Source organism: Anaerobacillus sp. QJM3NY_17 (assembly GCF_056173665.1).
This window is the reverse complement of sequence record NZ_CM149685.1, coordinates 108839-133853: the sequence shown is the minus strand read 5'-3', so window position 1 is coordinate 133853 and position 25015 is coordinate 108839. Positions and strand designations below refer to the sequence as shown.

Annotated in this window: 13 protein-coding genes, 10 tRNA genes and 6 rRNA genes; all 29 read right to left on the bottom strand. The window is 45.7% G+C overall.

The features are described 5' to 3' along the window. Positions 1–105 precede the first annotated feature (105 nt). The 29 genes from clpC to cysK all read right to left on the bottom strand — a co-directional run bounded on the left by clpC (position 106) and on the right by cysK (position 24940). Positions 106–2547, bottom strand: a complete 2442-nt coding sequence (gene clpC, locus AC0VYV_RS00690) for an ATP-dependent protease ATP-binding subunit ClpC (protein WP_206759457.1) — start codon at positions 2545–2547, stop codon at positions 106–108. Next, positions 2544–3599, bottom strand: a complete 1056-nt coding sequence (locus AC0VYV_RS00685) for a protein arginine kinase (RefSeq protein ID WP_408962593.1) — start codon at positions 3597–3599, stop codon at positions 2544–2546. Before AC0VYV_RS00685 ends, clpC begins: the two co-directional genes overlap by 4 nt. Before the next feature lie 41 nt (positions 3600–3640). Beyond that, the gene (locus AC0VYV_RS00680; protein ID WP_194220267.1) at positions 3641–4177 is read right to left on the bottom strand and encodes a UvrB/UvrC motif-containing protein; all 537 of its coding nucleotides are present in this window, start codon (positions 4175–4177) and stop codon (positions 3641–3643) included. A gap of 38 nt (positions 4178–4215) precedes the next feature. Further along, positions 4216–4677, bottom strand: coding sequence for a CtsR family transcriptional regulator (locus tag AC0VYV_RS00675; protein WP_194220266.1), 462 nt, complete (start codon positions 4675–4677; stop codon positions 4216–4218). A gap of 842 nt (positions 4678–5519) precedes the next feature. After that, positions 5520–5636, bottom strand: a 5S ribosomal RNA gene (rrf, locus tag AC0VYV_RS00670). A gap of 115 nt (positions 5637–5751) precedes the next feature. After that, a 23S ribosomal RNA gene (locus AC0VYV_RS00665) occupies positions 5752–8681 on the bottom strand. 237 nt (positions 8682–8918) lie between these two features. Beyond that, a 16S ribosomal RNA gene (locus AC0VYV_RS00660) occupies positions 8919–10470 on the bottom strand. 168 nt (positions 10471–10638) lie between these two features. Further along, positions 10639–10714, bottom strand: a tRNA-Ala gene (locus tag AC0VYV_RS00655). 11 nt (positions 10715–10725) lie between these two features. Continuing rightward, positions 10726–10802: transfer RNA gene (locus AC0VYV_RS00650), tRNA-Pro, on the bottom strand. Positions 10803–10828: 26 nt separating this feature from the next. Further along, a tRNA-Arg gene (locus AC0VYV_RS00645) sits at positions 10829–10905 on the bottom strand. 18 nt (positions 10906–10923) lie between these two features. Next, positions 10924–10998, bottom strand: a tRNA-Gly gene (locus AC0VYV_RS00640). A 5-nt stretch (positions 10999–11003) separates the two neighbouring features. Then, positions 11004–11088 (bottom strand) — tRNA-Leu (locus tag AC0VYV_RS00635). 7 nt (positions 11089–11095) lie between these two features. Continuing rightward, positions 11096–11171, bottom strand: a tRNA-Lys gene (locus AC0VYV_RS00630). 17 nt (positions 11172–11188) lie between these two features. Beyond that, positions 11189–11264, bottom strand: a tRNA-Thr gene (locus tag AC0VYV_RS00625). A gap of 33 nt (positions 11265–11297) precedes the next feature. Beyond that, a tRNA-Val gene (locus AC0VYV_RS00620) sits at positions 11298–11373 on the bottom strand. A 9-nt stretch (positions 11374–11382) separates the two neighbouring features. Continuing rightward, positions 11383–11499 (bottom strand): 5S ribosomal RNA (gene rrf, locus AC0VYV_RS00615). A 115-nt stretch (positions 11500–11614) separates the two neighbouring features. Beyond that, positions 11615–14544: ribosomal RNA gene (locus tag AC0VYV_RS00610) — 23S ribosomal RNA — on the bottom strand. A 221-nt stretch (positions 14545–14765) separates the two neighbouring features. Further along, positions 14766–14841, bottom strand: a tRNA-Ala gene (locus AC0VYV_RS00605). 56 nt (positions 14842–14897) lie between these two features. Then, a tRNA-Ile gene (locus AC0VYV_RS00600) sits at positions 14898–14974 on the bottom strand. Positions 14975–15084: 110 nt separating this feature from the next. Further along, positions 15085–16636, bottom strand: a 16S ribosomal RNA gene (locus tag AC0VYV_RS00595). Together the 16S, 23S and 5S rRNA genes with 10 tRNA genes alongside form the textbook arrangement of a ribosomal RNA operon. A 315-nt stretch (positions 16637–16951) precedes the next feature. Then, a complete protein-coding gene (lysS, locus tag AC0VYV_RS00590; RefSeq protein WP_475374369.1) occupies positions 16952–18445 on the bottom strand; it encodes a lysine--tRNA ligase in 1494 nt (497 codons plus the stop codon). Between the two features lie 459 nt (positions 18446–18904). Then, positions 18905–19117 (bottom strand): helix-turn-helix domain-containing protein, encoded by a 213-nt coding sequence (locus tag AC0VYV_RS00585; RefSeq protein WP_283153205.1) that lies wholly within the window; start codon positions 19115–19117, stop codon positions 18905–18907. Continuing rightward, positions 19069–19593, bottom strand: coding sequence for a 2-amino-4-hydroxy-6-hydroxymethyldihydropteridine diphosphokinase (folK, locus tag AC0VYV_RS00580; protein ID WP_194222621.1), 525 nt, complete (start codon positions 19591–19593; stop codon positions 19069–19071). Before folK ends, AC0VYV_RS00585 begins: the two co-directional genes overlap by 49 nt. After that, a complete protein-coding gene (gene folB, locus AC0VYV_RS00575; protein ID WP_194222620.1) occupies positions 19586–19951 on the bottom strand; it encodes a dihydroneopterin aldolase in 366 nt (121 codons plus the stop codon). The genes folK and folB overlap by 8 nt, the downstream gene beginning before the upstream one ends. Positions 19952–19971: 20 nt before the next feature. Continuing rightward, on the bottom strand, positions 19972–20793 hold the full coding sequence (gene folP / locus AC0VYV_RS00570) for a dihydropteroate synthase (RefSeq protein ID WP_475374872.1): 822 nt from the start codon (positions 20791–20793) through the stop codon (positions 19972–19974). 69 nt (positions 20794–20862) lie between these two features. Continuing rightward, positions 20863–21717, bottom strand: coding sequence for an aminodeoxychorismate lyase (gene pabC, locus AC0VYV_RS00565; protein ID WP_430243466.1), 855 nt, complete (start codon positions 21715–21717; stop codon positions 20863–20865). Beyond that, a complete protein-coding gene (gene pabA / locus AC0VYV_RS00560; protein ID WP_475374368.1) occupies positions 21708–22292 on the bottom strand; it encodes an aminodeoxychorismate/anthranilate synthase component II in 585 nt (194 codons plus the stop codon). The genes pabC and pabA overlap by 10 nt, the downstream gene beginning before the upstream one ends. 18 nt (positions 22293–22310) lie before the next feature. After that, a complete protein-coding gene (locus AC0VYV_RS00555; protein ID WP_475374871.1) occupies positions 22311–23705 on the bottom strand; it encodes an anthranilate synthase component I family protein in 1395 nt (464 codons plus the stop codon). Between the two features lie 308 nt (positions 23706–24013). Then, entirely contained in the window at positions 24014–24940 is a 927-nt protein-coding gene (gene cysK / locus AC0VYV_RS00550; protein WP_430243470.1) for a cysteine synthase A, read from the bottom strand. Positions 24941–25015: the final 75 nt, after the last annotated feature.

The window sequence follows — 25015 nt, the reverse complement described above, 5'->3', positions numbered from 1 at the left end:
CCGAAATAAGACATAATCATTGTCTCAATACCTTTCCCTTAAGTATCTCAAACCACTCCTCAAATATAAAAAAACCGGAAGACATTTGCCTTCCGGTTGTTATTCTTAAGATGAAGTTGCTTCAGAAAGGGTTTCGACAACAAAATCATTTTCTTTATAATCGATTTTCACTCGTTGACCTTTTTCGATGTTACCTCTAAGCAACTCTTCAGAAAGACGATCTTCAATATGGCGCTGTAGAGCTCTTCTAAGCGGTCGAGCACCATATTCTGGATCATAACCTTCCTCAGAGATCTTATCTAGAGCCGTATCCGTTAATTCAAAATCAATACCATGATCTGATAGACGAGCTTTAAGCTGGTTGGCCATCAGAACAATGATTTCCTTCAAGTGTTTCTTTTCAAGAGAATGGAATACAATCGTCTCATCAATTCGGTTTAGGAACTCTGGACGGAAAGTCTTCTTAAGATCATCCATCACTTTACCTTTCATATCGCTATATTCCTGACCTTCAGAGCCAGTTGAAAAGCCAACGTATTTATTACGTTTAAGCGTGCTAGCTCCAACGTTTGAAGTCATAATAACGACTGTATTACGGAAATCGACTACGCGACCTTTAGAATCAGTCAAACGTCCATCTTCTAGTACTTGAAGAAGAATATTAAAGACATCTGGATGTGCTTTCTCAATTTCATCTAGCAAGATAACAGAATAAGGTTTGCGTCTTACCTTCTCAGTTAACTGCCCGCCTTCTTCATATCCAACGTAACCTGGAGGTGAACCAACAAGACGTGACGTTGAGTGTTTCTCCATGTACTCAGACATATCAATTCGAATAACAGAATCTTCTTCACCGAATAGTGTTTCAGCAACAGCACGAGCTAGTTCAGTTTTACCTACCCCTGTTGGCCCAAGGAAAATAAATGAACCAATTGGGCGCTTAGGATCCTTCAATCCAGCACGAGCACGTCGTACTGCTTTTGAAATGGATTTTACGGCTTCTTCTTGACCGATCAGGCGATTATGAAGAATCTCTTCCATTTTCAATAGACGTTCTGTTTCCTGCTCTTCTAGCTTGGAAACCGGGATACCGGTCCAATTGGCAACGACAATTGCAATATCCTCCGGTGTAACCTCTTGATTCTCTTTTCCTTGCTTTTCTTTCCATTCTTTCTTCGTCTGCTCTAGCTGCTCGCGTAAGCGTTGTTCAGAATCACGAAGAGAAGCGGCTTTCTCAAACTCCTGGCTTTGAACAGAGGCATCCTTTTCTTTTCGAACCTCTTCAAGCTTCTTATCAAGTTCTTTTAAGTTTGGTGGTGCAGTATAAGAACGAAGGCGAACTTTCGAAGCGGCTTCGTCAATTAAATCAATTGCTTTATCCGGCAAGAAACGATCCGAAATGTAACGATCTGAAAGTTTAACCGCGGCTTCGATCGCATCGTCAGTAATCGTAACGCGGTGATGAGCTTCATAACGATCTCTAAGTCCCTTTAAAATAAGAGCGGACTCATCACTTGTCGGTTCGTTAACTTGAATTGGTTGGAAGCGGCGTTCAAGGGCAGCATCCTTCTCAATGTATTTACGATACTCATCAAGAGTAGTAGCACCAATACATTGAAGTTCTCCTCTTGCTAGTGCAGGTTTAAGAATATTTGAAGCATCAATTGCTCCTTCTGCACCACCAGCACCAATTAGTGTATGAAGTTCATCAATAAACAGAATAATGTTACCTGCCTGACGAATTTCATCCATTACTTTCTTCAAACGGTCTTCAAATTCACCGCGGTATTTCGTACCTGCAACGACAGTACCCATATCTAGCGTCATAACGCGCTTATCACGAAGCGTTTCAGGTACTTCATTGTTAATAATTTGCTGAGCAAGGCCTTCTGCAATTGCAGTTTTACCAACTCCTGGCTCTCCGATTAGGACAGGGTTATTCTTTGTACGTCGGCTAAGCACTTCAATCACTCGCTCAATTTCTTTGCTTCGACCAATAACAGGATCCAGTCCGTTGTCTCGAGCGATCACAGTAAGATCTCTTGCAAGACTATCTAGTGTAGGAGTATTCGCGCTCGCTCCTCCAGCTTGATGACTAGAAGAAGAGCTTTCATTACTACCTAACAATTGTAGAACCTGCTGGCGAGCTTTATTCAAGCTTACCCCTAAGTTATTAAGTACGCGTGCAGCAACGCCTTCACCCTCACGAATTAAGCCAAGTAGAATATGTTCAGTACCTACATAGGAATGGCTCAACTTACGTGCTTCATCCATCGATAATTCAATCACTTTTTTAGCTCGTGGTGTATAGTGAATGGATTGAACAGAGTCCTGTCCGCGTCCAATTAACTTCTCTACTTCTTTTTGAATCTTGTCTGAGCCAAGTCCAAGTGCTGTTAACGCTTTGGCTGCAATACCTTCACCTTCACGGACTAACCCAAGTAAGATATGTTCAGTACCAACGTTGTTATGGCCAAGTCGGATCGCCTCTTCTTGTGCTAAAGCAAGTACTTTCTGGGCACGTTCTGTAAATCGTCCAAACATCATTGTTCATCACCCTCCAAATTCTTCGTTAGTTGATCTTCAAGTTCAAGTCTTTCTCTAATTAAAGTAGCACGTTTGATATCTCGTTCCGTAGGGGTAAGACTTGCCCCAGCATACTGCTGTAAGAAACCTGGTTGCGTTAGGATAAGCAATTCATTCAATATCGATTTAGATAAGCCTTTTACAAGACCTAAATCAATACCAAGTCTTACATCTGACAAACACTTAGCTGCTTCTTTTGATTGAATAATTCTGCTGTTCTGCAGAACACCAAGGGCACGATAAATACGATCCTCTAACTCAATTCTGGAGTTATCTAGAAGTGCCCTTCTAGCAGCACGTTCTTTTTCGATAACTTGCATAACCACACCTTGTAAATCTTCGATGATGTCATCTTCTGTCTTTCCAAGAGTGATCTGATTTGATATCTGAAAAATATTACCTAGCGCTTCGCTACCTTCCCCATAGCTACCTCTTACGACCAGACCGAGCTGGTTGATAGCCGGAATAATATGGTTTAATTGCTGTGTTAATACAAGCGCAGGGAGGTGTAGCATAACAGAAGCTCGCATGCCGGTTCCCACATTAGTAGGACAACTTGTTAAATATCCTTTTCTTTCATCAAATGCGTAGTCAACTTTTCCTTCAATCCAGTTATCTAATGAATTTGCAATGCTTAGCGCCTTCTTCAGTTCGAACCCTGCAACTAGACATTGAATACGAAAATGATCTTCTTCATTAATCATTATACTAACCGTTTCATTCTCGCTCAGAAGCACGCCGCCGTTATTTGAGTGTTCGATAAGGTTAGGACTAATCAAGTGCTTCTCCACAAGAACTCTCTTCTCGATAGGTTTTAACTCATCCATTTCAATTAATTCAAGTTCACCAATCTGGTCGTCTGGAATATCTGTAAACTGTTGTCGAACTTCTTTTATAACTTGTAAATTATCCTCACTGTTTGAAACGATCGGAAAAACATAATTCTTTAAGTTACGTGCAAATCGGACCCGACTACTCATGACAATATCAGAATCTGGACCCTCATCTTTCATCCATGGGCTTACGGCTTCACTGATAAAATGCTGAAGTGACATTATGCTCCCCCTTCCCATTTGCTCTTTTCTTCAAGGGAACGAATCAAATCTCTAGTTTCTGCAGCTTTTTCAAATTCTTCATGCTGGATATACTCTTTCATTTTGCTTCTTAAGTTCTGGACTTTGCGTTCAATTTCTATCGCTGCTCCAGCCCTCTTCGGAACTTTTCCAGCGTGAACAGTATTGCCCCCATGAACTTTTTTAAGTATAGGATCCAAGTTATCCGAAAAGGTTTTGTAGCACTCAGAACACCCAAATCTTCCAATCTTAGTGAATTGTTGATAGGTCAACCCACACTTTGGACAGTGTATTGGCTCTTTTTTATAAAAAGACTGAGCTGGATTCTCCTCAATAGGGGTATCGAAATTTAGTAATCCCGATAATAAGTTATGGATAGAAAAATGGTTAGTGCCTGGCTCAACCTCACCTTTTTCCTTAGCACACTTCTCACAAATGTGAAACTCTGTTTTTTCACCATTAATAATCTTAGTGAAATGAAGCGTAGCAGGGCGCTCACCACATTCCTGACAAGTCATAGGGCAACCCTCCTTCTCTACCCTAAAAAGTATAAAATTTATTTATATTTTAAAGCAGTTAGCATTGCACGCAACATATTCGCACGCAGATGATCTCTAACTGGTAATTCTATAGTAATCACAGTACGATCTAGTACGCTTAACATTAACTTCGCTTCTCGCTCCGAAATTACCTCTTCTTCATGTAAACGAAGAATAATATTTTCTGAAACTACTTGTGGCACTTGATTTTTGACGATCTGTATCATTTCGTCTATTAAATCAGCGTGGGTTTCGGGTTTAACTTTAACGATCCGTATATAACCCCCTCCACCTCTCTTACTTTCCACAATATAGCCTTTTTCAATCGTAAAGCGGGTATTTATTACATAATTAATTTGTGAGGGAACACATTGAAATTTATCTGCTATTTCACTTCGCTTTATTTCAACAGCATCCCTTCCATCCACCATTAAAATTTTCTTTAAATATGCTTCAATAATATCGGAAACATTCCTCACGTAGTTCCCTCCTCTCCGTCCCCATACTGACTTTGACTATATTTGACGTTAAATATATTATAACGTTTTTATCAAGGATTGCAAAGCAACAAGCCTATCGTAGTTCTTCTGTATAAAGCATTACCATTTAAGATAAATCCAAGACTCTTTTTTCTCTAGTTTTCACCTTTTAATAGAGCAACTAAAATTTTCTTCAGAAAACTATTAAACAAAAAAAATACGATCAGACTCGAATAATTCATTTGCTACATAAGGGTAGCAAGATTTTTCATTAAAAGTTTCTTAGCCCTGCTATATGAATTGCTTTTATTTCTCAATTATATAGAGTGCTTAGATAGAGAATATATCCGATCAGGTATTTAGATGCTTGAGGAATTACTCTGCGATAGTAAGGCAAAACAATTATGCAAACAGAAAAATTAATTCCGCGATCTTTTAAAACAGAACTAGCTATCTAAAAGTGTTGAGAAAGAAATACAAAAAAAGCGAGAAACCCTCAGGTCTCTCGCTTTTCTTCATTGCCCAGCGACGTCCTACTCTTGCAGGGGGAGATTCCCCAACTACCATCGGCGCTCGAGCTTAACTTCCGTGTTCTCATACGGGGCGCGATAAGCGGCGAACTTCTTCGTCAGCTGCGCGATGCCAGATCCTCATGGATCTCTCGAATATCCACTCCGGTCTGACATCACTTGCTTCCTCGAATTTCTTGCTTCTCCCACCCCTACGAAGCTTACGAAGAAGTTTTTGATTGTCTTTCCTGCAGCTTTTTCTCTTACGAGCTTTCAACATTTTTTGAATACAAAAAAGCGAGAAACCCTCAGGTCTCTCGCTTCTCTTATGTTGCCCAGCGACGTCCTACTCTTGCAGGGGGAGATCCCCCAACTACCATCGGCGCTGAAGAGCTTAACTTCCGTGTTCGGCATGGGAACGGGTGTGACCTCTTCGCCATCATCACTAGACTAACAGGATGTTAGCCGTTCGGTGTTCACCACAGGACGTGGTGGCACTTAATCGAACTTCCTTATTTCAGGTGTTCCCTGAAAACTAGATAGCACGCACAACTTTCCAATATTTTAGGTTAAGCCCTCGATCGATTAGTATTCGTCAGCTCCACGTGTTGCCACGCTTCCACCCCGAACCTATCTACCTCATCATCTCTAAGGGATCTTACCAGCTTAATGCTGTGGGAAATCTCATCTCGAGGGGGGCTTCATGCTTAGATGCTTTCAGCACTTATCCCTTCCACACGTAGCTACCCAGCTATGCTCCTGGCGGAACAACTGGTACACCAGCGGTGTGTCCATCCCGGTCCTCTCGTACTAAGGACAGCTCCTCTCAAATTTCCTGCGCCCGCGACGGATAGGGACCGAACTGTCTCACGACGTTCTGAACCCAGCTCGCGTACCGCTTTAATGGGCGAACAGCCCAACCCTTGGGACCTACTTCAGCCCCAGGATGCGATGAGCCGACATCGAGGTGCCAAACCTCCCCGTCGATGTGGACTCTTGGGGGAGATAAGCCTGTTATCCCCAGGGTAGCTTTTATCCGTTGAGCGATGGCCCTTCCATGCGGAACCACCGGATCACTAAGCCCGACTTTCGTCCCTGCTCGACTTGTAGGTCTCGCAGTCAAGCTCCCTTGTGCCTTTACACTCTGCGAATGATTTCCAACCATTCTGAGGGAACCTTTGGGCGCCTCCGTTACACTTTAGGAGGCGACCGCCCCAGTCAAACTGCCCACCTGACACTGTCTCCGCACCGGATCACGGTGCTGGGTTAGAATGTCAGTACAGCCAGGGTAGTATCCCACCGACGCCTCCATCGAACCTGGCGGTCCGACTTCTATGGCTCCTACCTATCCTGTACAAGCTGTACCAAAATCCAATATCAGGCTACAGTAAAGCTCCATGGGGTCTTTCCGTCCTGTCGCGGGTAACCTGCATCTTCACAGGTACTATAATTTCACCGGGTCTCTCGTTGAGACAGTATCCAAGTCGTTGCACCTTTCGTGCGGGTCGGAACTTACCCGACAAGGAATTTCGCTACCTTAGGACCGTTATAGTTACGGCCGCCGTTTACTGGGGCTTCGATTCAGAGCTTCTCCCGTAAGGGATAACCCCTCCTCTTAACCTTCCAGCACCGGGCAGGTGTCAGCCCCTATACTTCGCCTTACGGCTTTGCAGAGACCTGTGTTTTTGCTAAACAGTCGCTTGGATCTTTTCACTGCGGCTCCCCTGGGCTATAAACCCGAGGAAGCACCCCTTCTCCCGAAGTTACGGGGTCATTTTGCCGAGTTCCTTAACGAGAGTTCTCCCGATCGTCTTAGGATTCTCTCCTCGCCTACCTGTGTCGGTTTGCGGTACGGGCACCTTTTTCCTCACTAGAGGCTTTTCTTGGCAGCGTAGAATCAAGGACTTCGGTACTAAATTTCCCTCGCCATCACGACTCAGCCTTCACGGTGAACGGATTTGCCTATTCACCAGCCTAATCGCTTGGACGCGCATTTCCAGCAGCGCGCTCTCCCTATCTTTCTGCGTCCCCCCGTCGTTCAAACGGAAAGGAGGTGGTACAGGAATATCAACCTGTTATCCATCGCCTACGCCTTTCGGCCTCGGCTTAGGTCCCGACTAACCCTGAGCGGACGAGCCTTCCTCAGGAAACCTTGGGCTTTCGACGGACAAGATTCTCACTTGTCTTTCGCTACTCATACCGGCATTCTCACTTCTAAGCGCTCCACCAGTCCTTTCGGTCTGACTTCACAGCCCTTAGAACGCTCTCCTACCATTGTCGTAAGACAATCCACAGCTTCGGTGATACGTTTAGCCCCGGTACATTTTCGGCGCAGCGTCACTCGACCAGTGAGCTATTACGCACTCTTTAAATGATGGCTGCTTCTAAGCCAACATCCTGGTTGTCTAAGCAACGCCACATCCTTTTCCACTTAACGTATACTTTGGGACCTTAGCTGGTGGTCTGGGCTGTTTCCCTCTCGACTACGGATCTTATCACTCGCAGTCTGACTCCCGCGGATAAATCGTTGGCATTCGGAGTTTGACTGGATTCGGTAATCCGGTAAGGACCCCTAGTCCAATCAGTGCTCTACCTCCAAGATTCTTGCCGCGAGGCTAGCCCTAAAGCTATTTCGGAGAGAACCAGCTATCTCCAGGTTCGATTGGCATTTCACCGCTACCCACACCTCATCCCCGCATTTTTCAACATGCGTGGGTTCGGGCCTCCATTCAGTGTTACCTGAACTTCACCCTGGACATGGGTAGATCACCTGGTTTCGGGTCTACGACCACGTACTATTTCGCCCTATTCAGACTCGCTTTCGCTGCGGCTCCGCCTTCTCAGCTTAACCTTGCACGGGATCGTAACTCGCCGGTTCATTCTACAAAAGGCACGCTGTCACCCATTAACGGGCTCCAACTAGTTGTAGGCACACGGTTTCAGGTTCTTTTTCACTCCCCTTCCGGGGTGCTTTTCACCTTTCCCTCACGGTACTGGTTCACTATCGGTCACTAGAGAGTATTTAGCCTTGGGAGATGGTCCTCCCGGATTCCGACGGGGTTTCACGTGTCCCGCCGTACTCAGGATCCGTCTCGGAGGGCATCGGATTTTGACTACAGGATTGTTACCTTCTCTGATGGACCTTTCCAGGTCGCTTCGTCTATCCGTGCCTTTGTAACTCCAAAGAGACGTCCTACAACCCCAGAGGGCAAGCCCTCTGGTTTGGGCTGATTCCGTTTCGCTCGCCGCTACTCAGGAAATCGCGTTTGCTTTCTCTTCCTCCGGGTAATGAGATGTTTCAGTTCCCCGGGTCTGCCTTCCATTCCCTATGTATTCAGAAATGGATACCATCCTATTAAAGATGGTGGGTTCCCCCATTCGGAAATCTCCGGATCAAAGCGTACTTACAGCTCCCCGAAGCATATCGGTGTTCGTCCCGTCCTTCTTAGGCTTCTAGTGCCAAGGCATCCACCGTGCGCCCTTAGTAGCTTAACCTTCGATTTGTTAGGCATTGCTGCCATAACGCATCAGTTATTACTAAGTTATTGCATAAAAAATAATTATTGGATGTCGTTGTTTGTGCTATCTAGTTTTCAAGGAACAAGGCTACTGTTTGAATCCGCCTAAGCTTCATCACTTCACCTGGTTTGAAAGAATAAATCATTCTTTCAAAACTAAACGAAACGCTCATGCAAGGTTGGTAACGTAAGTTACCTTCGTAATTCTCCATAGAAAGGAGGTGATCCAGCCGCACCTTCCGATACGGCTACCTTGTTACGACTTCACCCCAATCATTTGTCCCACCTTCGGCGGCTGGCTCCATAAAGGTTACCCCACCGACTTCGGGTGTTACAAACTCTCGTGGTGTGACGGGCGGTGTGTACAAGGCCCGGGAACGTATTCACCGCGGCATGCTGATCCGCGATTACTAGCAATTCCGGCTTCATGCAGGCGAGTTGCAGCCTGCAATCCGAACTGAGAACGGCTTTATGGGATTCGCTTCACCTCGCGGTGTTGCTGCCCTTTGTACCGTCCATTGTAGCACGTGTGTAGCCCAGGTCATAAGGGGCATGATGATTTGACGTCATCCCCACCTTCCTCCGGTTTGTCACCGGCAGTCACCTTAGAGTGCCCAACTAAATGCTGGCAACTAAGATCAAGGGTTGCGCTCGTTGCGGGACTTAACCCAACATCTCACGACACGAGCTGACGACAACCATGCACCACCTGTCACTCTGTCCCCCGAAGGGGAACGTCCTGTCTCCAGGATTGTCAGAGGATGTCAAGACCTGGTAAGGTTCTTCGCGTTGCTTCGAATTAAACCACATGCTCCACTGCTTGTGCGGGCCCCCGTCAATTCCTTTGAGTTTCAACCTTGCGGTCGTACTCCCCAGGCGGAGTGCTTAATGTGTTAACTTCAGCACTGAGGGTGGAACCCCCCAACACCTAGCACTCATCGTTTACGGCGTGGACTACCAGGGTATCTAATCCTGTTTGCTCCCCACGCTTTCGCGCCTCAGCGTCAGTTACAGACCAGAGAGCCGCCTTCGCCACTGGTGTTCCTCCACATATCTACGCATTTCACCGCTACACGTGGAATTCCACTCTCCTCTTCTGCACTCAAGTCCTCCAGTTTCCAATGACCCTCCACGGTTGAGCCGTGGGCTTTCACATCAGACTTAAAAGACCGCCTGCGCGCGCTTTACGCCCAATAATTCCGGACAACGCTTGCCACCTACGTATTACCGCGGCTGCTGGCACGTAGTTAGCCGTGGCTTTCTGGTTAGGTACCGTCAAGGTACCGCCCTATTCGAACGGTACTTGTTCTTCCCTAACAACAGAGCTTTACGACCCGAAGGCCTTCGTCACTCACGCGGCGTTGCTCCGTCAGACTTTCGTCCATTGCGGAAGATTCCCTACTGCTGCCTCCCGTAGGAGTCTGGGCCGTGTCTCAGTCCCAGTGTGGCCGATCACCCTCTCAGGTCGGCTACGCATCGTCGCCTTGGTAAGCCATTACCTTACCAACTAGCTAATGCGCCGCGGGCCCATCCTGCAGTGTTAGCTCGAAAGCCAACTTTCAACATTGCACCATGCGGTGCGATGTATTACCCGGTATTAGCTCCGGTTTCCCGGAGTTATCCCAGTCTGCAGGGCAGGTTGCCCACGTGTTACTCACCCGTCCGCCGCTAAGATCAGGGAGCAAGCTCCCATCTCTTCGCTCGACTTGCATGTATTAGGCACGCCGCCAGCGTTCGTCCTGAGCCAGGATCAAACTCTCCGATAGAAAGCTTAATCTAGCTTTAAAACAATGTTTTGTTTCCGTAGAAACAACTACTTACATGGCGTTTCGTTCAGTTTTCAAAGATCAATTTTTCTTTCAATGTCGTTTTCAGCGACCAAACCATCATATCATGATTCATTTGTCAGTGTCAACAACTTTTTTAAAATTAATTGGTGGAGCCTAGCGGGATCGAACCGCTGACCTCCTGCGTGCAAGGCAGGCGCTCTCCCAGCTGAGCTAAGGCCCCGTTGGTATGAATGGTCGGGAAGACAGGATTTGAACCTGCGACCCCTTGGTCCCAAACCAAGTGCTCTACCAAGCTGAGCTACTTCCCGTAAAAAGAAGAAAACCAACAAAATAATGGTGCGCCCGAGAGAAGTCGAATCCCTAACCTTCTGATCCGTAGTCAGACGCTCTATCCAATTGAGCTACGGGCGCAAAATCTAATTTAGTTAATGGAGCGGAAGACGGGATTCGAACCCGCGACCCCCACCTTGGCAAGGTGATGTTCTACCACTGAACTACTTCCGCGCAATTGGTGCGGGTGAAGGGACTTGAACCCCCACGTCGTAAGACACTAGATCCTAAGTCTAGCGCGTCTGCCAATTCCGCCACACCCGCAAATGCATGGTGAGCCATGAAGGACTCGAACCTTCGACCCTCTGATTAAAAGTCAGATGCTCTACCAACTGAGCTAATGGCTCTTTTCGATAAGAAAAGCTGGTGCCGGCCAGAGGACTTGAACCCCCAACCTACTGATTACAAGTCAGTTGCTCTACCAATTGAGCTAGACCGGCGATATATGTACCCTTTCGGGTTATAAGAAAATATGGTGGAGGATGACGGGCTCGAACCGCCGACCCTCTGCTTGTAAGGCAGATGCTCTCCCAGCTGAGCTAATCCTCCACTATATAAGCCTAGCGACGTCCTACTCTTGCAGGGGGAGATCCCCCAACTACCATCGGCGCTGAAGAGCTTAACTTCCGTGTTCGGCATGGGAACGGGTGTGACCTCTTCGCCATCATCACTAGACTAACAGGATGTTAGCCGTTCGGTGTTCACCACAGGACGTGGTGGCACTTAATCGAACTTCCTTATTTCAGGTGTTCCCTGAAAACTAGATAGCACGCACAACTTTCCAATATTTTAGGTTAAGCCCTCGATCGATTAGTATTCGTCAGCTCCACGTGTTGCCACGCTTCCACCCCGAACCTATCTACCTCATCATCTCTAAGGGATCTTACCAGCTTAATGCTGTGGGAAATCTCATCTCGAGGGGGGCTTCATGCTTAGATGCTTTCAGCACTTATCCCTTCCACACGTAGCTACCCAGCTATGCTCCTGGCGGAACAACTGGTACACCAGCGGTGTGTCCATCCCGGTCCTCTCGTACTAAGGACAGCTCCTCTCAAATTTCCTGCGCCCGCGACGGATAGGGACCGAACTGTCTCACGACGTTCTGAACCCAGCTCGCGTACCGCTTTAATGGGCGAACAGCCCAACCCTTGGGACCTACTTCAGCCCCAGGATGCGATGAGCCGACATCGAGGTGCCAAACCTCCCCGTCGATGTGGACTCTTGGGGGAGATAAGCCTGTTATCCCCAGGGTAGCTTTTATCCGTTGAGCGATGGCCCTTCCATGCGGAACCACCGGATCACTAAGCCCGACTTTCGTCCCTGCTCGACTTGTAGGTCTCGCAGTCAAGCTCCCTTGTGCCTTTACACTCTGCGAATGATTTCCAACCATTCTGAGGGAACCTTTGGGCGCCTCCGTTACACTTTAGGAGGCGACCGCCCCAGTCAAACTGCCCACCTGACACTGTCTCCGCACCGGATCACGGTGCTGGGTTAGAATGTCAGTACAGCCAGGGTAGTATCCCACCGACGCCTCCATCGAACCTGGCGGTCCGACTTCTATGGCTCCTACCTATCCTGTACAAGCTGTACCAAAATCCAATATCAGGCTACAGTAAAGCTCCATGGGGTCTTTCCGTCCTGTCGCGGGTAACCTGCATCTTCACAGGTACTATAATTTCACCGGGTCTCTCGTTGAGACAGTATCCAAGTCGTTGCACCTTTCGTGCGGGTCGGAACTTACCCGACAAGGAATTTCGCTACCTTAGGACCGTTATAGTTACGGCCGCCGTTTACTGGGGCTTCGATTCAGAGCTTCTCCCGTAAGGGATAACCCCTCCTCTTAACCTTCCAGCACCGGGCAGGTGTCAGCCCCTATACTTCGCCTTACGGCTTTGCAGAGACCTGTGTTTTTGCTAAACAGTCGCTTGGATCTTTTCACTGCGGCTCCCCTGGGCTATAAACCCGAGGAAGCACCCCTTCTCCCGAAGTTACGGGGTCATTTTGCCGAGTTCCTTAACGAGAGTTCTCCCGATCGTCTTAGGATTCTCTCCTCGCCTACCTGTGTCGGTTTGCGGTACGGGCACCTTTTTCCTCACTAGAGGCTTTTCTTGGCAGCGTAGAATCAAGGACTTCGGTACTAAATTTCCCTCGCCATCACGACTCAGCCTTCACGGTGAACGGATTTGCCTATTCACCAGCCTAATCGCTTGGACGCGCATTTCCAGCAGCGCGCTCTCCCTATCTTTCTGCGTCCCCCCGTCGTTCAAACGGAAAGGAGGTGGTACAGGAATATCAACCTGTTATCCATCGCCTACGCCTTTCGGCCTCGGCTTAGGTCCCGACTAACCCTGAGCGGACGAGCCTTCCTCAGGAAACCTTGGGCTTTCGACGGACAAGATTCTCACTTGTCTTTCGCTACTCATACCGGCATTCTCACTTCTAAGCGCTCCACCAGTCCTTTCGGTCTGACTTCACAGCCCTTAGAACGCTCTCCTACCATTGTCGTAAGACAATCCACAGCTTCGGTGATACGTTTAGCCCCGGTACATTTTCGGCGCAGCGTCACTCGACCAGTGAGCTATTACGCACTCTTTAAATGATGGCTGCTTCTAAGCCAACATCCTGGTTGTCTAAGCAACGCCACATCCTTTTCCACTTAACGTATACTTTGGGACCTTAGCTGGTGGTCTGGGCTGTTTCCCTCTCGACTACGGATCTTATCACTCGCAGTCTGACTCCCGCGGATAAATCGTTGGCATTCGGAGTTTGACTGGATTCGGTAATCCGGTAAGGACCCCTAGTCCAATCAGTGCTCTACCTCCAAGATTCTTGCCGCGAGGCTAGCCCTAAAGCTATTTCGGAGAGAACCAGCTATCTCCAGGTTCGATTGGCATTTCACCGCTACCCACACCTCATCCCCGCATTTTTCAACATGCGTGGGTTCGGGCCTCCATTCAGTGTTACCTGAACTTCACCCTGGACATGGGTAGATCACCTGGTTTCGGGTCTACGACCACGTACTATTTCGCCCTATTCAGACTCGCTTTCGCTGCGGCTCCGCCTTCTCAGCTTAACCTTGCACGGGATCGTAACTCGCCGGTTCATTCTACAAAAGGCACGCTGTCACCCATTAACGGGCTCCAACTAGTTGTAGGCACACGGTTTCAGGTTCTTTTTCACTCCCCTTCCGGGGTGCTTTTCACCTTTCCCTCACGGTACTGGTTCACTATCGGTCACTAGAGAGTATTTAGCCTTGGGAGATGGTCCTCCCGGATTCCGACGGGGTTTCACGTGTCCCGCCGTACTCAGGATCCGTCTCGGAGGGCATCGGATTTTGACTACAGGATTGTTACCTTCTCTGATGGACCTTTCCAGGTCGCTTCGTCTATCCGTGCCTTTGTAACTCCAAAGAGACGTCCTACAACCCCAGAGGGCAAGCCCTCTGGTTTGGGCTGATTCCGTTTCGCTCGCCGCTACTCAGGAAATCGCGTTTGCTTTCTCTTCCTCCGGGTAATGAGATGTTTCAGTTCCCCGGGTCTGCCTTCCATTCCCTATGTATTCAGAAATGGATACCATCCTATTAAAGATGGTGGGTTCCCCCATTCGGAAATCTCCGGATCAAAGCGTACTTACAGCTCCCCGAAGCATATCGGTGTTCGTCCCGTCCTTCTTAGGCTTCTAGTGCCAAGGCATCCACCGTGCGCCCTTAGTAGCTTAACCTTCGATTTGTTAGGCATTGCTGCCATAACGCATCAGTTATTACTAAGTTATTGCATAAAAAATAATTATTGGATGTCGTTGTTTGTGCTATCTAGTTTTCAAGGAACAAGGCTACTACTTGAATCCACTTTTATGCTGCCTTGCACCGAGGAAGCCAACATCGTTAGCGTTACTCGAAGACGCAGGTGCATATTTGTTTCATTTCATTATAGTAGATGTGTTGGTGGAGCCTAGCGGGATCGAACCGCTGACCTCCTGCGTGCAAGGCAGGCGCTCTCCCAGCTGAGCTAAGGCCCCAAATGATCCAAATGGCATTCAACCAAGAGGAATAAATCGAATCAACAAAACTTTTATGGTGGGCCTGAGTGGACTCGAACCACCGACCTCACGCTTATCAGGCGTGCGCTCTAACCAGCTGAGCTACAGGCCCATAAAGGCTTGTTAACTATATTTAATTGAAAGAATAAATCATTCTTTCAAAACTAAACGAAACGCTCATGTAAGGTTGGTAACGTAAGTTACCTTCGTAATTCTCCATAGAAAGGAGGTGATCCAGCCGCACCTTCCGATACGGCTACCTTGTTACGACTTCACCCCAATCATTTGTCCCACCTTCGGCGGCTGGCTCCATAAAGGTTACCCCACCGACTTCGGGTGTTACAAACTCTCGTGGTGTGACGGGCGGTGTGTACAAGGCCCGGGAACGTATTCACCGCGGCATGCTGATCCGCGATTACTAGCAATTCCGGCTTCATGCAGGCGAGTTGCAGCCTGCAATCCGAACTGAGAACGGCTTTATGGGATTCGCTTCACCTCGCGGTGTTGCTGCCCTTTGTACCGTCCATTGTAGCACGTGTGTAGCCCAGGTCATAAGGGGCATGATGATTTGACGTCATCCCCACCTTCCTCCGGTTTGTCACCGGCAGTCACCTTAGAGTGCCCAACTAAATGCTGGCAACTAAGATCAAGGGTTGCGCTCGTTGCGGGACTTAACCCAACATCTCACGACACGAGCTGACGACAACCATGCACCACCTGTCACTCTGTCCCCCGAAGGGGAACGTCCTGTCTCCAGGATTGTCAGAGGATGTCAAGACCTGGTAAGGTTCTTCGCGTTGCTTCGAATTAAACCACATGCTCCACTGCTTGTGCGGGCCCCCGTCAATTCCTTTGAGTTTCAACCTTGCGGTCGTACTCCCCAGGCGGAGTGCTTAATGTGTTAACTTCAGCACTGAGGGTGGAACCCCCCAACACCTAGCACTCATCGTTTACGGCGTGGACTACCAGGGTATCTAATCCTGTTTGCTCCCCACGCTTTCGCGCCTCAGCGTCAGTTACAGACCAGAGAGCCGCCTTCGCCACTGGTGTTCCTCCACATATCTACGCATTTCACCGCTACACGTGGAATTCCACTCTCCTCTTCTGCACTCAAGTCCTCCAGTTTCCAATGACCCTCCACGGTTGAGCCGTGGGCTTTCACATCAGACTTAAAAGACCGCCTGCGCGCGCTTTACGCCCAATAATTCCGGACAACGCTTGCCACCTACGTATTACCGCGGCTGCTGGCACGTAGTTAGCCGTGGCTTTCTGGTTAGGTACCGTCAAGGTACCGCCCTATTCGAACGGTACTTGTTCTTCCCTAACAACAGAGCTTTACGACCCGAAGGCCTTCGTCACTCACGCGGCGTTGCTCCGTCAGACTTTCGTCCATTGCGGAAGATTCCCTACTGCTGCCTCCCGTAGGAGTCTGGGCCGTGTCTCAGTCCCAGTGTGGCCGATCACCCTCTCAGGTCGGCTACGCATCGTCGCCTTGGTAAGCCATTACCTTACCAACTAGCTAATGCGCCGCGGGCCCATCCTGCAGTGTTAGCTCGAAAGCCAACTTTCAACATTGCACCATGCGGTGCGATGTATTACCCGGTATTAGCTCCGGTTTCCCGGAGTTATCCCAGTCTGCAGGGCAGGTTGCCCACGTGTTACTCACCCGTCCGCCGCTAAGATCAAGGAGCAAGCTCCCATCTCTTCGCTCGACTTGCATGTATTAGGCACGCCGCCAGCGTTCGTCCTGAGCCAGGATCAAACTCTCCGATAGAAAGCTTAATCTAGCTTTAAAACAATGTTTTGCTTCCGTAGAAACAACTACTTACATGGCGTTTCGTTCAGTTTTCAAAGATCAATTTGTTTCTTTCAATGTCGTTTTCAGCGACTTTATTAATATACCATATTAACTAAATCAATGTCAACAACTTTATTGAAATTCTTTTCGGCGTCAACCGCGTTGTTGCGGCGACCTATATAACTATATCAGGGTTACTTTAGATACGCAACCCCTTTTTTGAATTCTTTTTAGAAAAACTAAAAAGAATGAAGTTCGATAAACGAACTTCATTCTAAAGGCTTTTACCTTCTATCGTTCCGTATTTCTCATTTGAGGGAATAGAAGAACATCTCTAATAGAAGGAGAATTTGTTAGAAGCATTACAAGCCGATCAATTCCAATACCTAAACCACCGGTTGGTGGTAAACCGTACTCAAGAGCTTCGATAAAGTCATGGTCCATCATGTGGGCCTCGTCATTACCTTGCTCTCTCTCCACAAGCTGCGCTTCAAACCGTTCTCTTTGATCAATTGGATCATTAAGCTCAGTAAATGCGTTGGCGTGTTCACGAGCTACGATAAACAACTCAAAACGATCTGTGAAACGGCCATCTTCAGGATTTTTCTTAGCTAGAGGCGAAATAGCCACCGGATGTCCATATACAAAAGTAGGTTGAATGAGCGTTTCTTCAACTTTCTGTTCAAAGAATTCATTTACGACATGTCCGAATTCCATTGTCTCTTTGATTTCGACACCATGTTCCTTAGCGATACTGCGCGCTTCTTCATCCGTCATCTCTTTCCAGAAGTCGACACCTGTTGCTTCTTTAACAGCCTCAACCATATGCACTCTTTTCCACTCTGGTTCGAGGTTAATCTCATAATCACCGTACTGAATCATTGTAGAGCCTGTTACCTCTTTAGCGATGTGAGCAACCATTTGCTCTGTTAAGGACATGACGTCTTTATAATCCGCATAAGCTTCGTATAACTCAAGCATTGTGAATTCAGGATTGTGTCGTGTAGAAACACCTTCATTTCGGAAAACTCTTCCGATTTCATATACACGCTCCATGCCACCTACAATCAATCGCTTTAGATGTAGTTCAATGGCAATACGCATATAAAGCTCCATATCAAGAGCATTGTGGTGTGTAACGAAAGGACGTGCTGATGCGCCGCCAGGAATAGAGTGCATCATTGGTGTTTCAACTTCTAGGAAACCCTGGTCATCAAGATAACGTCTCATCGATTGGATGATGCGACTTCTTGCGATGAACGTTTCTTTAGAGTCAGGACTCATTATTAAATCAAGATAACGCTGACGGTAGCGTTGTTCTACATCTTTCAAACCATGGAATTTGTCTGGCAATGGACGTAGTGATTTTGAAAGCAAATGAAGGTCACTCACTTTAACAGAGAGTTCTCCGACTTTTGTTTTGAACGCTTCACCACTTACACCAATGATATCTCCAATATCCATTGAGTCAAAAAGATCATACTGCTCATCTCCAACAGTGTCTTTACGAACATAAAGCTGAATTTGACCAGTTAAATCTTGAATATGCGCGAATCCTGCTTTTCCTTTTCCGCGTTTAGTCATAATTCTTCCAGCTAAGGATACTGCCTTGCTTTGTTCAGCTAATTCTTCCTTTGAAAAAGAATCGAACTCTTCTAGCATTTTGCTAGCTGAGTGAGAACGATCAAACCGATGTCCGAATGGATCAATATTATTCTCTTTCAGAACGTCAAGCTTTTCTCTTCTTACTTTAAGAAGGTCATTCAGTTCAAGCTCCTGACTCATCTCTATCACTCCTGTCAAATCTATGTTTATCCCGCTATAACTTTATCGGAAAGCATCATGAATAGCAAGCATTCACTTATATAAAACTTATGACAAACGCGCCGGGTGTATCATGGCAAAGGTGAAGCGCTAGTTAGAAAGTCAAACTGCCTGTCTAGATTCAAGCTCTGCAATAAACCCGCATAGTAATTCAGCAAGACCATCTCTCGTAGTCGTTACATTGATTTGATAAAGAACCTTATCGTTACCGCGAAGTTCTATTGAGTATTATTCAACATGTTTACCTATTTCGTGAACGGTGACTCTTTCTCCTTTAAGCTCTAAAAGGCGATTAAGATGAAGCATTGCTACATCAATCTTCTCTTTAGCCATAGGATACCCAGAATCTTTCCGGTTTCAAGGTATTGAGCCGTGCGATAAAGCAACATCACCAATCGTTAACACGCTTCACTTCATTATTCAGTTGTGTTCTAAAGGAAAAAGTTCCTCAAGCGGAACTCTGAGCTGCTTAGCTACTAGCTGCATAAAATCATTTGTAGGTCTTCGGTTCCCTCGCTCGATCTCTCCTAGTACAGATACCGAAACACCGAGTTCCTTCGCAAGCTGTTCCTGAGTATAACCCTTCAACTTTCGAAAAGCGCGAATACGTCTTCCGTAGATCTCCGCTTCCATAGACGTACACCTTCTTTATCTTCTATATGATTAAAATAGGAATCAATTCTCTTATTGGTAGTTGGAATAATAATATCAGGACTCAATTCGTGAAGAGGTATAACCACAAATCCTCTTTGAATGAGACGAGGATGAGGAATGACCAGACCTTCTGCTACAATATTCTCATGATTATAGAGCAAAATGTCAAGGTCTATTGTTCTTGGACCCCATCGAATGTCGCGCTCTCTACCTAGAGACTGCTCAATCCCTTGAAGAATTTCGAGCAGCTGAAATGCATTCAATTCTGTTTCTAGCAAAGCCACCATGTTAAGAAAAGCACCCTGCTCTGTTACGCCTACAGGAGCGGTTTCATATAACGAGGATGTAGATGTGATCTCTACACCCGGGTACTCTTGAAGTCTTAATAAAGATGTTTTGATATAGTTTTCTCGATCCCCTACATTGGATCCAATACCAACATATACACTATTCATTACGTTCCCTCTTCATCTCGATTGCAACAGAATCATATTGACCATCGATTGGAGGATCCGGTTTAGTCACTTTCACCGTACAAGCATCGACAATCTCAAATTCTTGAAACATCTTTTTTGTTATTTCCTCAGCAACAGTTTCAACTAATTTTCTTGGCGTTCCTTCAACAATTGATTTGATTGAATTATACGCGTCTGCATAATTCACAGTGTAATTTAAATCATCAGAGTTACTAGCCTTGGATAGATCTGTTTCGAGGGCCAAATCAACATAGAAACGCTGACCAAGCTTATTTTCTTCAGGAAAAACGCCGTGATAACCGTAAAATTTCATTCCGTTTAGATAGATCTTATCCATATCATTCACTCTCCTGTTGTTTAATTAAGCTGTGGTTTAAGCATAGCGTCCATCATACGAGCCATACGTACCATTGGTTTTACATCATGAACTCTGATAATTTGAACGCCTCTTTCAATCCCGAGACAAACTGTCGCTCCAGTACCTTCTACTCGATCATTCGGCGGCGTATTCAATGTTCTAGCAACAATCGATTTTCTTGATGTACCAAGCAAAACAGGATATCCAAGAGAAGAAAATTCATCGAGTCTCCTCATAACTTCAAGATTTTGCTCATGAGTTTTTGCAAATCCAATTCCAGGATCGAGAATGATGTTTTCAGTGCGTACACCTGCAGAACGAGCTATCTCAATACTTTCTCCAATGTCAGACTTGATATCAAGCATGATATCCGCATAATTCGTGTCGTACCGATTATGCATAAGAATAATTGGTACATTATGTTCCGCTGCCACCCTTGCCATATCAGGGTCCGCCTTAGCTCCCCATACATCGTTAATAATATCCGCTCCTGCTAATATTGCTTGGTTAGCCACTTCCGCTTTATAAGTATCAATAGAAATAGGAACGTCCACAGTATGACGCACAGCTTTGATAACTGGAATAACACGGTTCAACTCCTCATCCATCGGAACTATTGTAGCCCCTGGGCGGGTAGATTCACCGCCAATGTCGATGAGGTCCGCGCCATCCTCAACAAGTTGGAGAGCATGCGCTACTGCTTGAACTATGGTGTTATATTCTCCACCATCAGAAAACGAATCGGGGGTAGCATTCAGAATACCCATAACCCAGGTTTTTTCATTCCAGTCAATGAATCCATTCCGCCATTTCATCATCATTGGGTGTTTTTTATGATTATCTATTACCGTCGACAAACGGCTCACTCCTTTTCGTACATATGTTCTCAGCTAGCATTCATTTCGACTCATTAACGAAGTGCGGTGTTGTTCATATTGAAGGATGAGCTCATTTGTCGCATGACCCTCAAGTCCTGGTAAAGATTTATGCTCAATCTTAGATAATGGCACGATCTCTTGAATAGAATTTGTAACAAACACTTCATCCGCTTCAAGAATTTCCTTTTTCTCGAAGTTACCTTCCCTGACTAACATCCCTTTTTTTCTTGCTACGTCCATCACATATTGTCTCGTAATGCCATTTAAAATTCCTGTAGTAAGGTCCGGGGTGTAAAGAATGCCGTTTTTAAACCAGAATAAATTTGAAACAATTCCTTCAGCAAGCTTTCCTCTTTGTGAGAGAAAAATCCCTTCCACTGAAGGATCATTTCCAACTTCTCTTTTTGCAAGAATATTATTTAAATAGTGGTGTGATTTAAGTCTTACAGGGCCTTCAGGCGTATTTCGCCTAAGCGAAAGAATCACACCACGCTTTTCTTTTCGCACTGGTTCGCCTATTTCTTTCAAATAAATAATCACCGTTGGACTAATGTAGGGTTCCGTCCTCAGACCAATCTCTCCTTCTCCAGCAGAAACATTTAAGCGAACATATGCGTCTTTAATGCCATTTACATCAATCGTTCGCCTTATCTCAAAGAGAAGCCCTTCTTTTGTAAAAGGTAGTGCGATTTGAAGTTCATTTAAGGAATCACAAAGTCGATTATAGTGATCTTCAAATAGAAAGGGATGTCCATCGTACGTTCGAAACGTCTCAAAAACTCCTACGCCATAGAGATAACCGTGATCATAAGCTGGTATAACAGCTGATTTTTCATCGATAAGTTCTCCGTTAACGTTTATAAACATGGCTCTTTTCGGTGCTCATCTATAAAGTTCTTAAGCAAAGCTTTCCCTATACCAGTCATAATCGATTCAGGGTGGAACTGAACCCCTTCAACCGCAAGCTCTTTATGTCGAATTGCCATGATTTCGCCTTCCTGTGTCCAGGCGCTGATCTCAAAGCAGTCCGGTAATGTCTCTTTTTTGACAATTAATGAATGATATCTCGTTGCAGTAAACGGGTTCTCAAGCCCCTTAAAGATTGATCGTCCATCATGATGCATCGGGGATGTTTTCCCATGCATAAGTCGATCGGCTTTAATAACATCTCCACCAAATACCTGCGCAATCGACTGGTGACCAAGACAAACACCGAATATCGGTATGCTACCGGCAAAGTGCTGAGTAACAGACATACTAATTCCCGCTTCATCAGGACTACACGGTCCTGGAGAAACCATAATAAATGACGGACGAAGCTGTTCAATTTCTTGAATAGTTATCTCATCATTTCTTTTTACAACTAGCTCTTCTCCCATTTCTCCAAGGTATTGCACAAGGTTATACGTAAATGAATCGTAGTTATCAATCATTAAAATCATTTTGTTTCCTCCTCTAAGCTAATCTCTGCTAATCTCTTCACTTAACTCTTTCGCTTTCCATAATGCTCTTGCTTTCTTTAATGACTCTTTGTACTCCGCTTCGGGATTAGAGTCAATTACAATTCCAGCACCGGCTTGTACGTGAGCAATATTATCTTTAATGACCATAGTTCGAATAGCAATATTTAATTCCATATCATCATTGAATCCAATCCATCCGATAGATCCAGTGTAAACCCCTCGGCGAACAGGCTCAAGTTCTTCAATAATTTCCATTGTTCGAACCTTAGGGGCGCCCGTGATTGTCCCCCCTGGAAAAGTGGCTTTAATAGCATCAAATGCTGTCGCCTCAGGTGATGAAATACCACGAACGTTTGAAACAATGTGCTGCACATGAGAATATTTCTCGATCACCATAAACTCATCTACTTCTACCGTTCCATAGGCACAAACGCGCCCCAGATCATTTCGCTCAAGATCTACAAGCATCACATGCTCGGCGCGCTCTTTCTCATTCTCAATAAGGGTACGTGCCAATTCTTCATCCTCATCGTCATTCTTTCCCCGTGATCTCGTCCCTGCAATTGGTCTTGTACTTAATTCTTGTCCCTTTTTCTTAATAAGTAATTCTGGTGACGCACTCACAAGATCAAATGAGTGAGTATGAATAAAGGACATATACGGAGATGGATTAATTGTTCTAAGCGTCTCGTAAATAGAAATAGGGGCTGTGTGGAGACTTCTTGACTCTCTTAAAGAAAGATTGACCTGAAAAACGTCTCCAGCTGAAATATACTCCTGTACTTTTCGAACGGCAATCGAGAATGACTCTTGACTCATTGAAAAGGTCTGTGTTGTTGCTTTCGAATAAGAATCACACACAGTAGAACTTGCTTCACTATGTTGTACCCACTTCTCCTTATAGGCTTCGAGACGCCGCTTACCTTCTTCTTTATTTCCCTCTTCAACTTGCGCAATAAACCATAGTGTTTGCGTAGTGTGATCATATACGCCAACATCTTCATACACAACAAAGAAAAGTTCAGGAAGCTCCAGGTCATCTGATGCTATATCAGGAAGTTTTTCAATTTGACGCGCAATATCATAGCTCAGAAACCCCATTGCCCCACCCTGAAAGTCAGGTAAGCGTTCATCCATGATCGACACATTCCGTTCCATCCAGTGTTGCATCAACTCAAGTAAATTACCCTCTAACGTTTTCGGTTCTTTTCCTACTTCATCAATCGTAAGAAAAGTGCCGTGTCCATACAGGCTCGCAATAGGCTTAATACCAAACATGCTATATCGACCACCACGTGTACTATCCAATAAAATATGTTCATCGCGGCCTTCAATAAAAGATTTATACCCTGAAAACCACTCATCCGCACTTAATTCGAGAGTTTCAAAAATTGAAAACCGTGTTGTTTTCTCTAGTTGTTCCGGCAAATTTTTCACACCCTATCAAAAGCTAAGCGTACGCCCTGTTTATGCCTCTATTCTACATGAAGTCTTTCGTTGCTTCATCCTTTTTATATTCCCCAAACTCTTCCGAACACCCTTTTGGAAAAACTCACCTTTTCATTTTGCTTTTCGTTGTCTCTAATAAATAAATTAATAGACGGTCTAATTTAATTAGCGTTCGTTTAGAATAGTAAAAAATCAACACTTCAAAAAACTAAAAAGAAAAACAGCCCGTTAAGGACTGTTTTTAGAGTTGCTTAATCTTCATCAAATTGAAAAAGAGGTGTGCTGAGGTAACGTTCCCCATTACTTGGAATCACAGCAAGCACTTTCTTTCCTTTACCCAGTTTCTTTGCTACCTCAAGCGCTGCATAAATCGCCGCGCCTGAAGAAATGCCTCCAAGAATACCTTCTTCTCGTGCAGCTTTTCTAGCCCATTCAAAAGCCTGTTCATTTTGAACCTGAACAACTTCATCATATACATCCGTATTCAAAACTGACGGTACAAAACCTGCACCAATCCCCTGAATTTTATGTGGGCCAGGCTTGCCTCCGGATAGAATAGGTGAATCTGTTGGTTCAACCGCGTATAGCTTGATTGAAGGGAAATGCTTTTTTAACACTTCGCCTGCTCCAGTAATTGTCCCACCAGTGCCAATACCTGCCACAAATCCATCAAGCTGGTCCATCTGATCAACAATTTCTTGACCAGTCGTACGACGGTGCACTTCCGGATTTGCTTCGTTATTAAATTGCTGAGGCATGAAATAACCATGTTCCTTCGCTAGTTCTTCTGATTTACGAATCGCTCCGCCCATACCTTCAGAACCAGGAGTAAGGACAAGCTTTGCTCCATACGCCTTCAGCAGGTTACGACGTTCCATGCTCATAGTATCTGGCATAACAAGAACAGCCTGGTAACCTTTTGCAGCCGCAACCATAGCAAGACCAATACCTGTATTACCACTTGTTGGTTCTACAAATGTATCACCAGGTTTCAATTCGCCTTTTTCTTCAGCTGCTTCGATCATTGCAAGTGCAATACGATCTTTAACGCTGCTTCCAGGGTTCATGAATTCAAGCTTTAAATATACCTCTGCATGATCCTCGTTAGTGATGCGATTTAGTTTCACAATAGGTGTTTGACCGATTAAGTCAGTAATAGAATTTGCTACCCTCATCATCACGCCTCCTCAAACCCGAGTGTTTTTATAGGAATTCTCTTTCTAAAAGAATATCACCGTAGGTCAAAAGTGTCA

Excerpts from the sequence above, each read along its gene's own strand:
- pabC (WP_430243466.1), bottom strand. The coding sequence starts at position 21,717 with ATGTTTATAAACGTTAACGGAGAACTTATCGATGAAAAATCAGCTGTT.
- cysK (WP_430243470.1), bottom strand. The coding sequence starts at position 24,940 with ATGATGAGGGTAGCAAATTCTATTACTGACTTAATCGGTCAAACACCT.
- folP (WP_475374872.1), bottom strand. The coding sequence starts at position 20,793 with ATGATGATGAAATGGCGGAATGGATTCATTGACTGGAATGAAAAAACC.
- folK (WP_194222621.1), bottom strand. The coding sequence starts at position 19,593 with ATGAATAGTGTATATGTTGGTATTGGATCCAATGTAGGGGATCGAGAA.
- AC0VYV_RS00680 (WP_194220267.1), bottom strand. The coding sequence starts at position 4,177 with ATGACTTGTCAGGAATGTGGTGAGCGCCCTGCTACGCTTCATTTCACT.
- clpC (WP_206759457.1), bottom strand. The coding sequence starts at position 2,547 with ATGATGTTTGGACGATTTACAGAACGTGCCCAGAAAGTACTTGCTTTA.
- AC0VYV_RS00685 (WP_408962593.1), bottom strand. The coding sequence starts at position 3,599 with ATGAAAGATGAGGGTCCAGATTCTGATATTGTCATGAGTAGTCGGGTC.
- folB (WP_194222620.1), bottom strand. The coding sequence starts at position 19,951 with ATGGATAAGATCTATCTAAACGGAATGAAATTTTACGGTTATCACGGC.
- AC0VYV_RS00585 (WP_283153205.1), bottom strand. The coding sequence starts at position 19,117 with ATGGAAGCGGAGATCTACGGAAGACGTATTCGCGCTTTTCGAAAGTTG.
- pabA (WP_475374368.1), bottom strand. The coding sequence starts at position 22,292 with ATGATTTTAATGATTGATAACTACGATTCATTTACGTATAACCTTGTG.
- lysS (WP_475374369.1), bottom strand. The coding sequence starts at position 18,445 with ATGAGTCAGGAGCTTGAACTGAATGACCTTCTTAAAGTAAGAAGAGAA.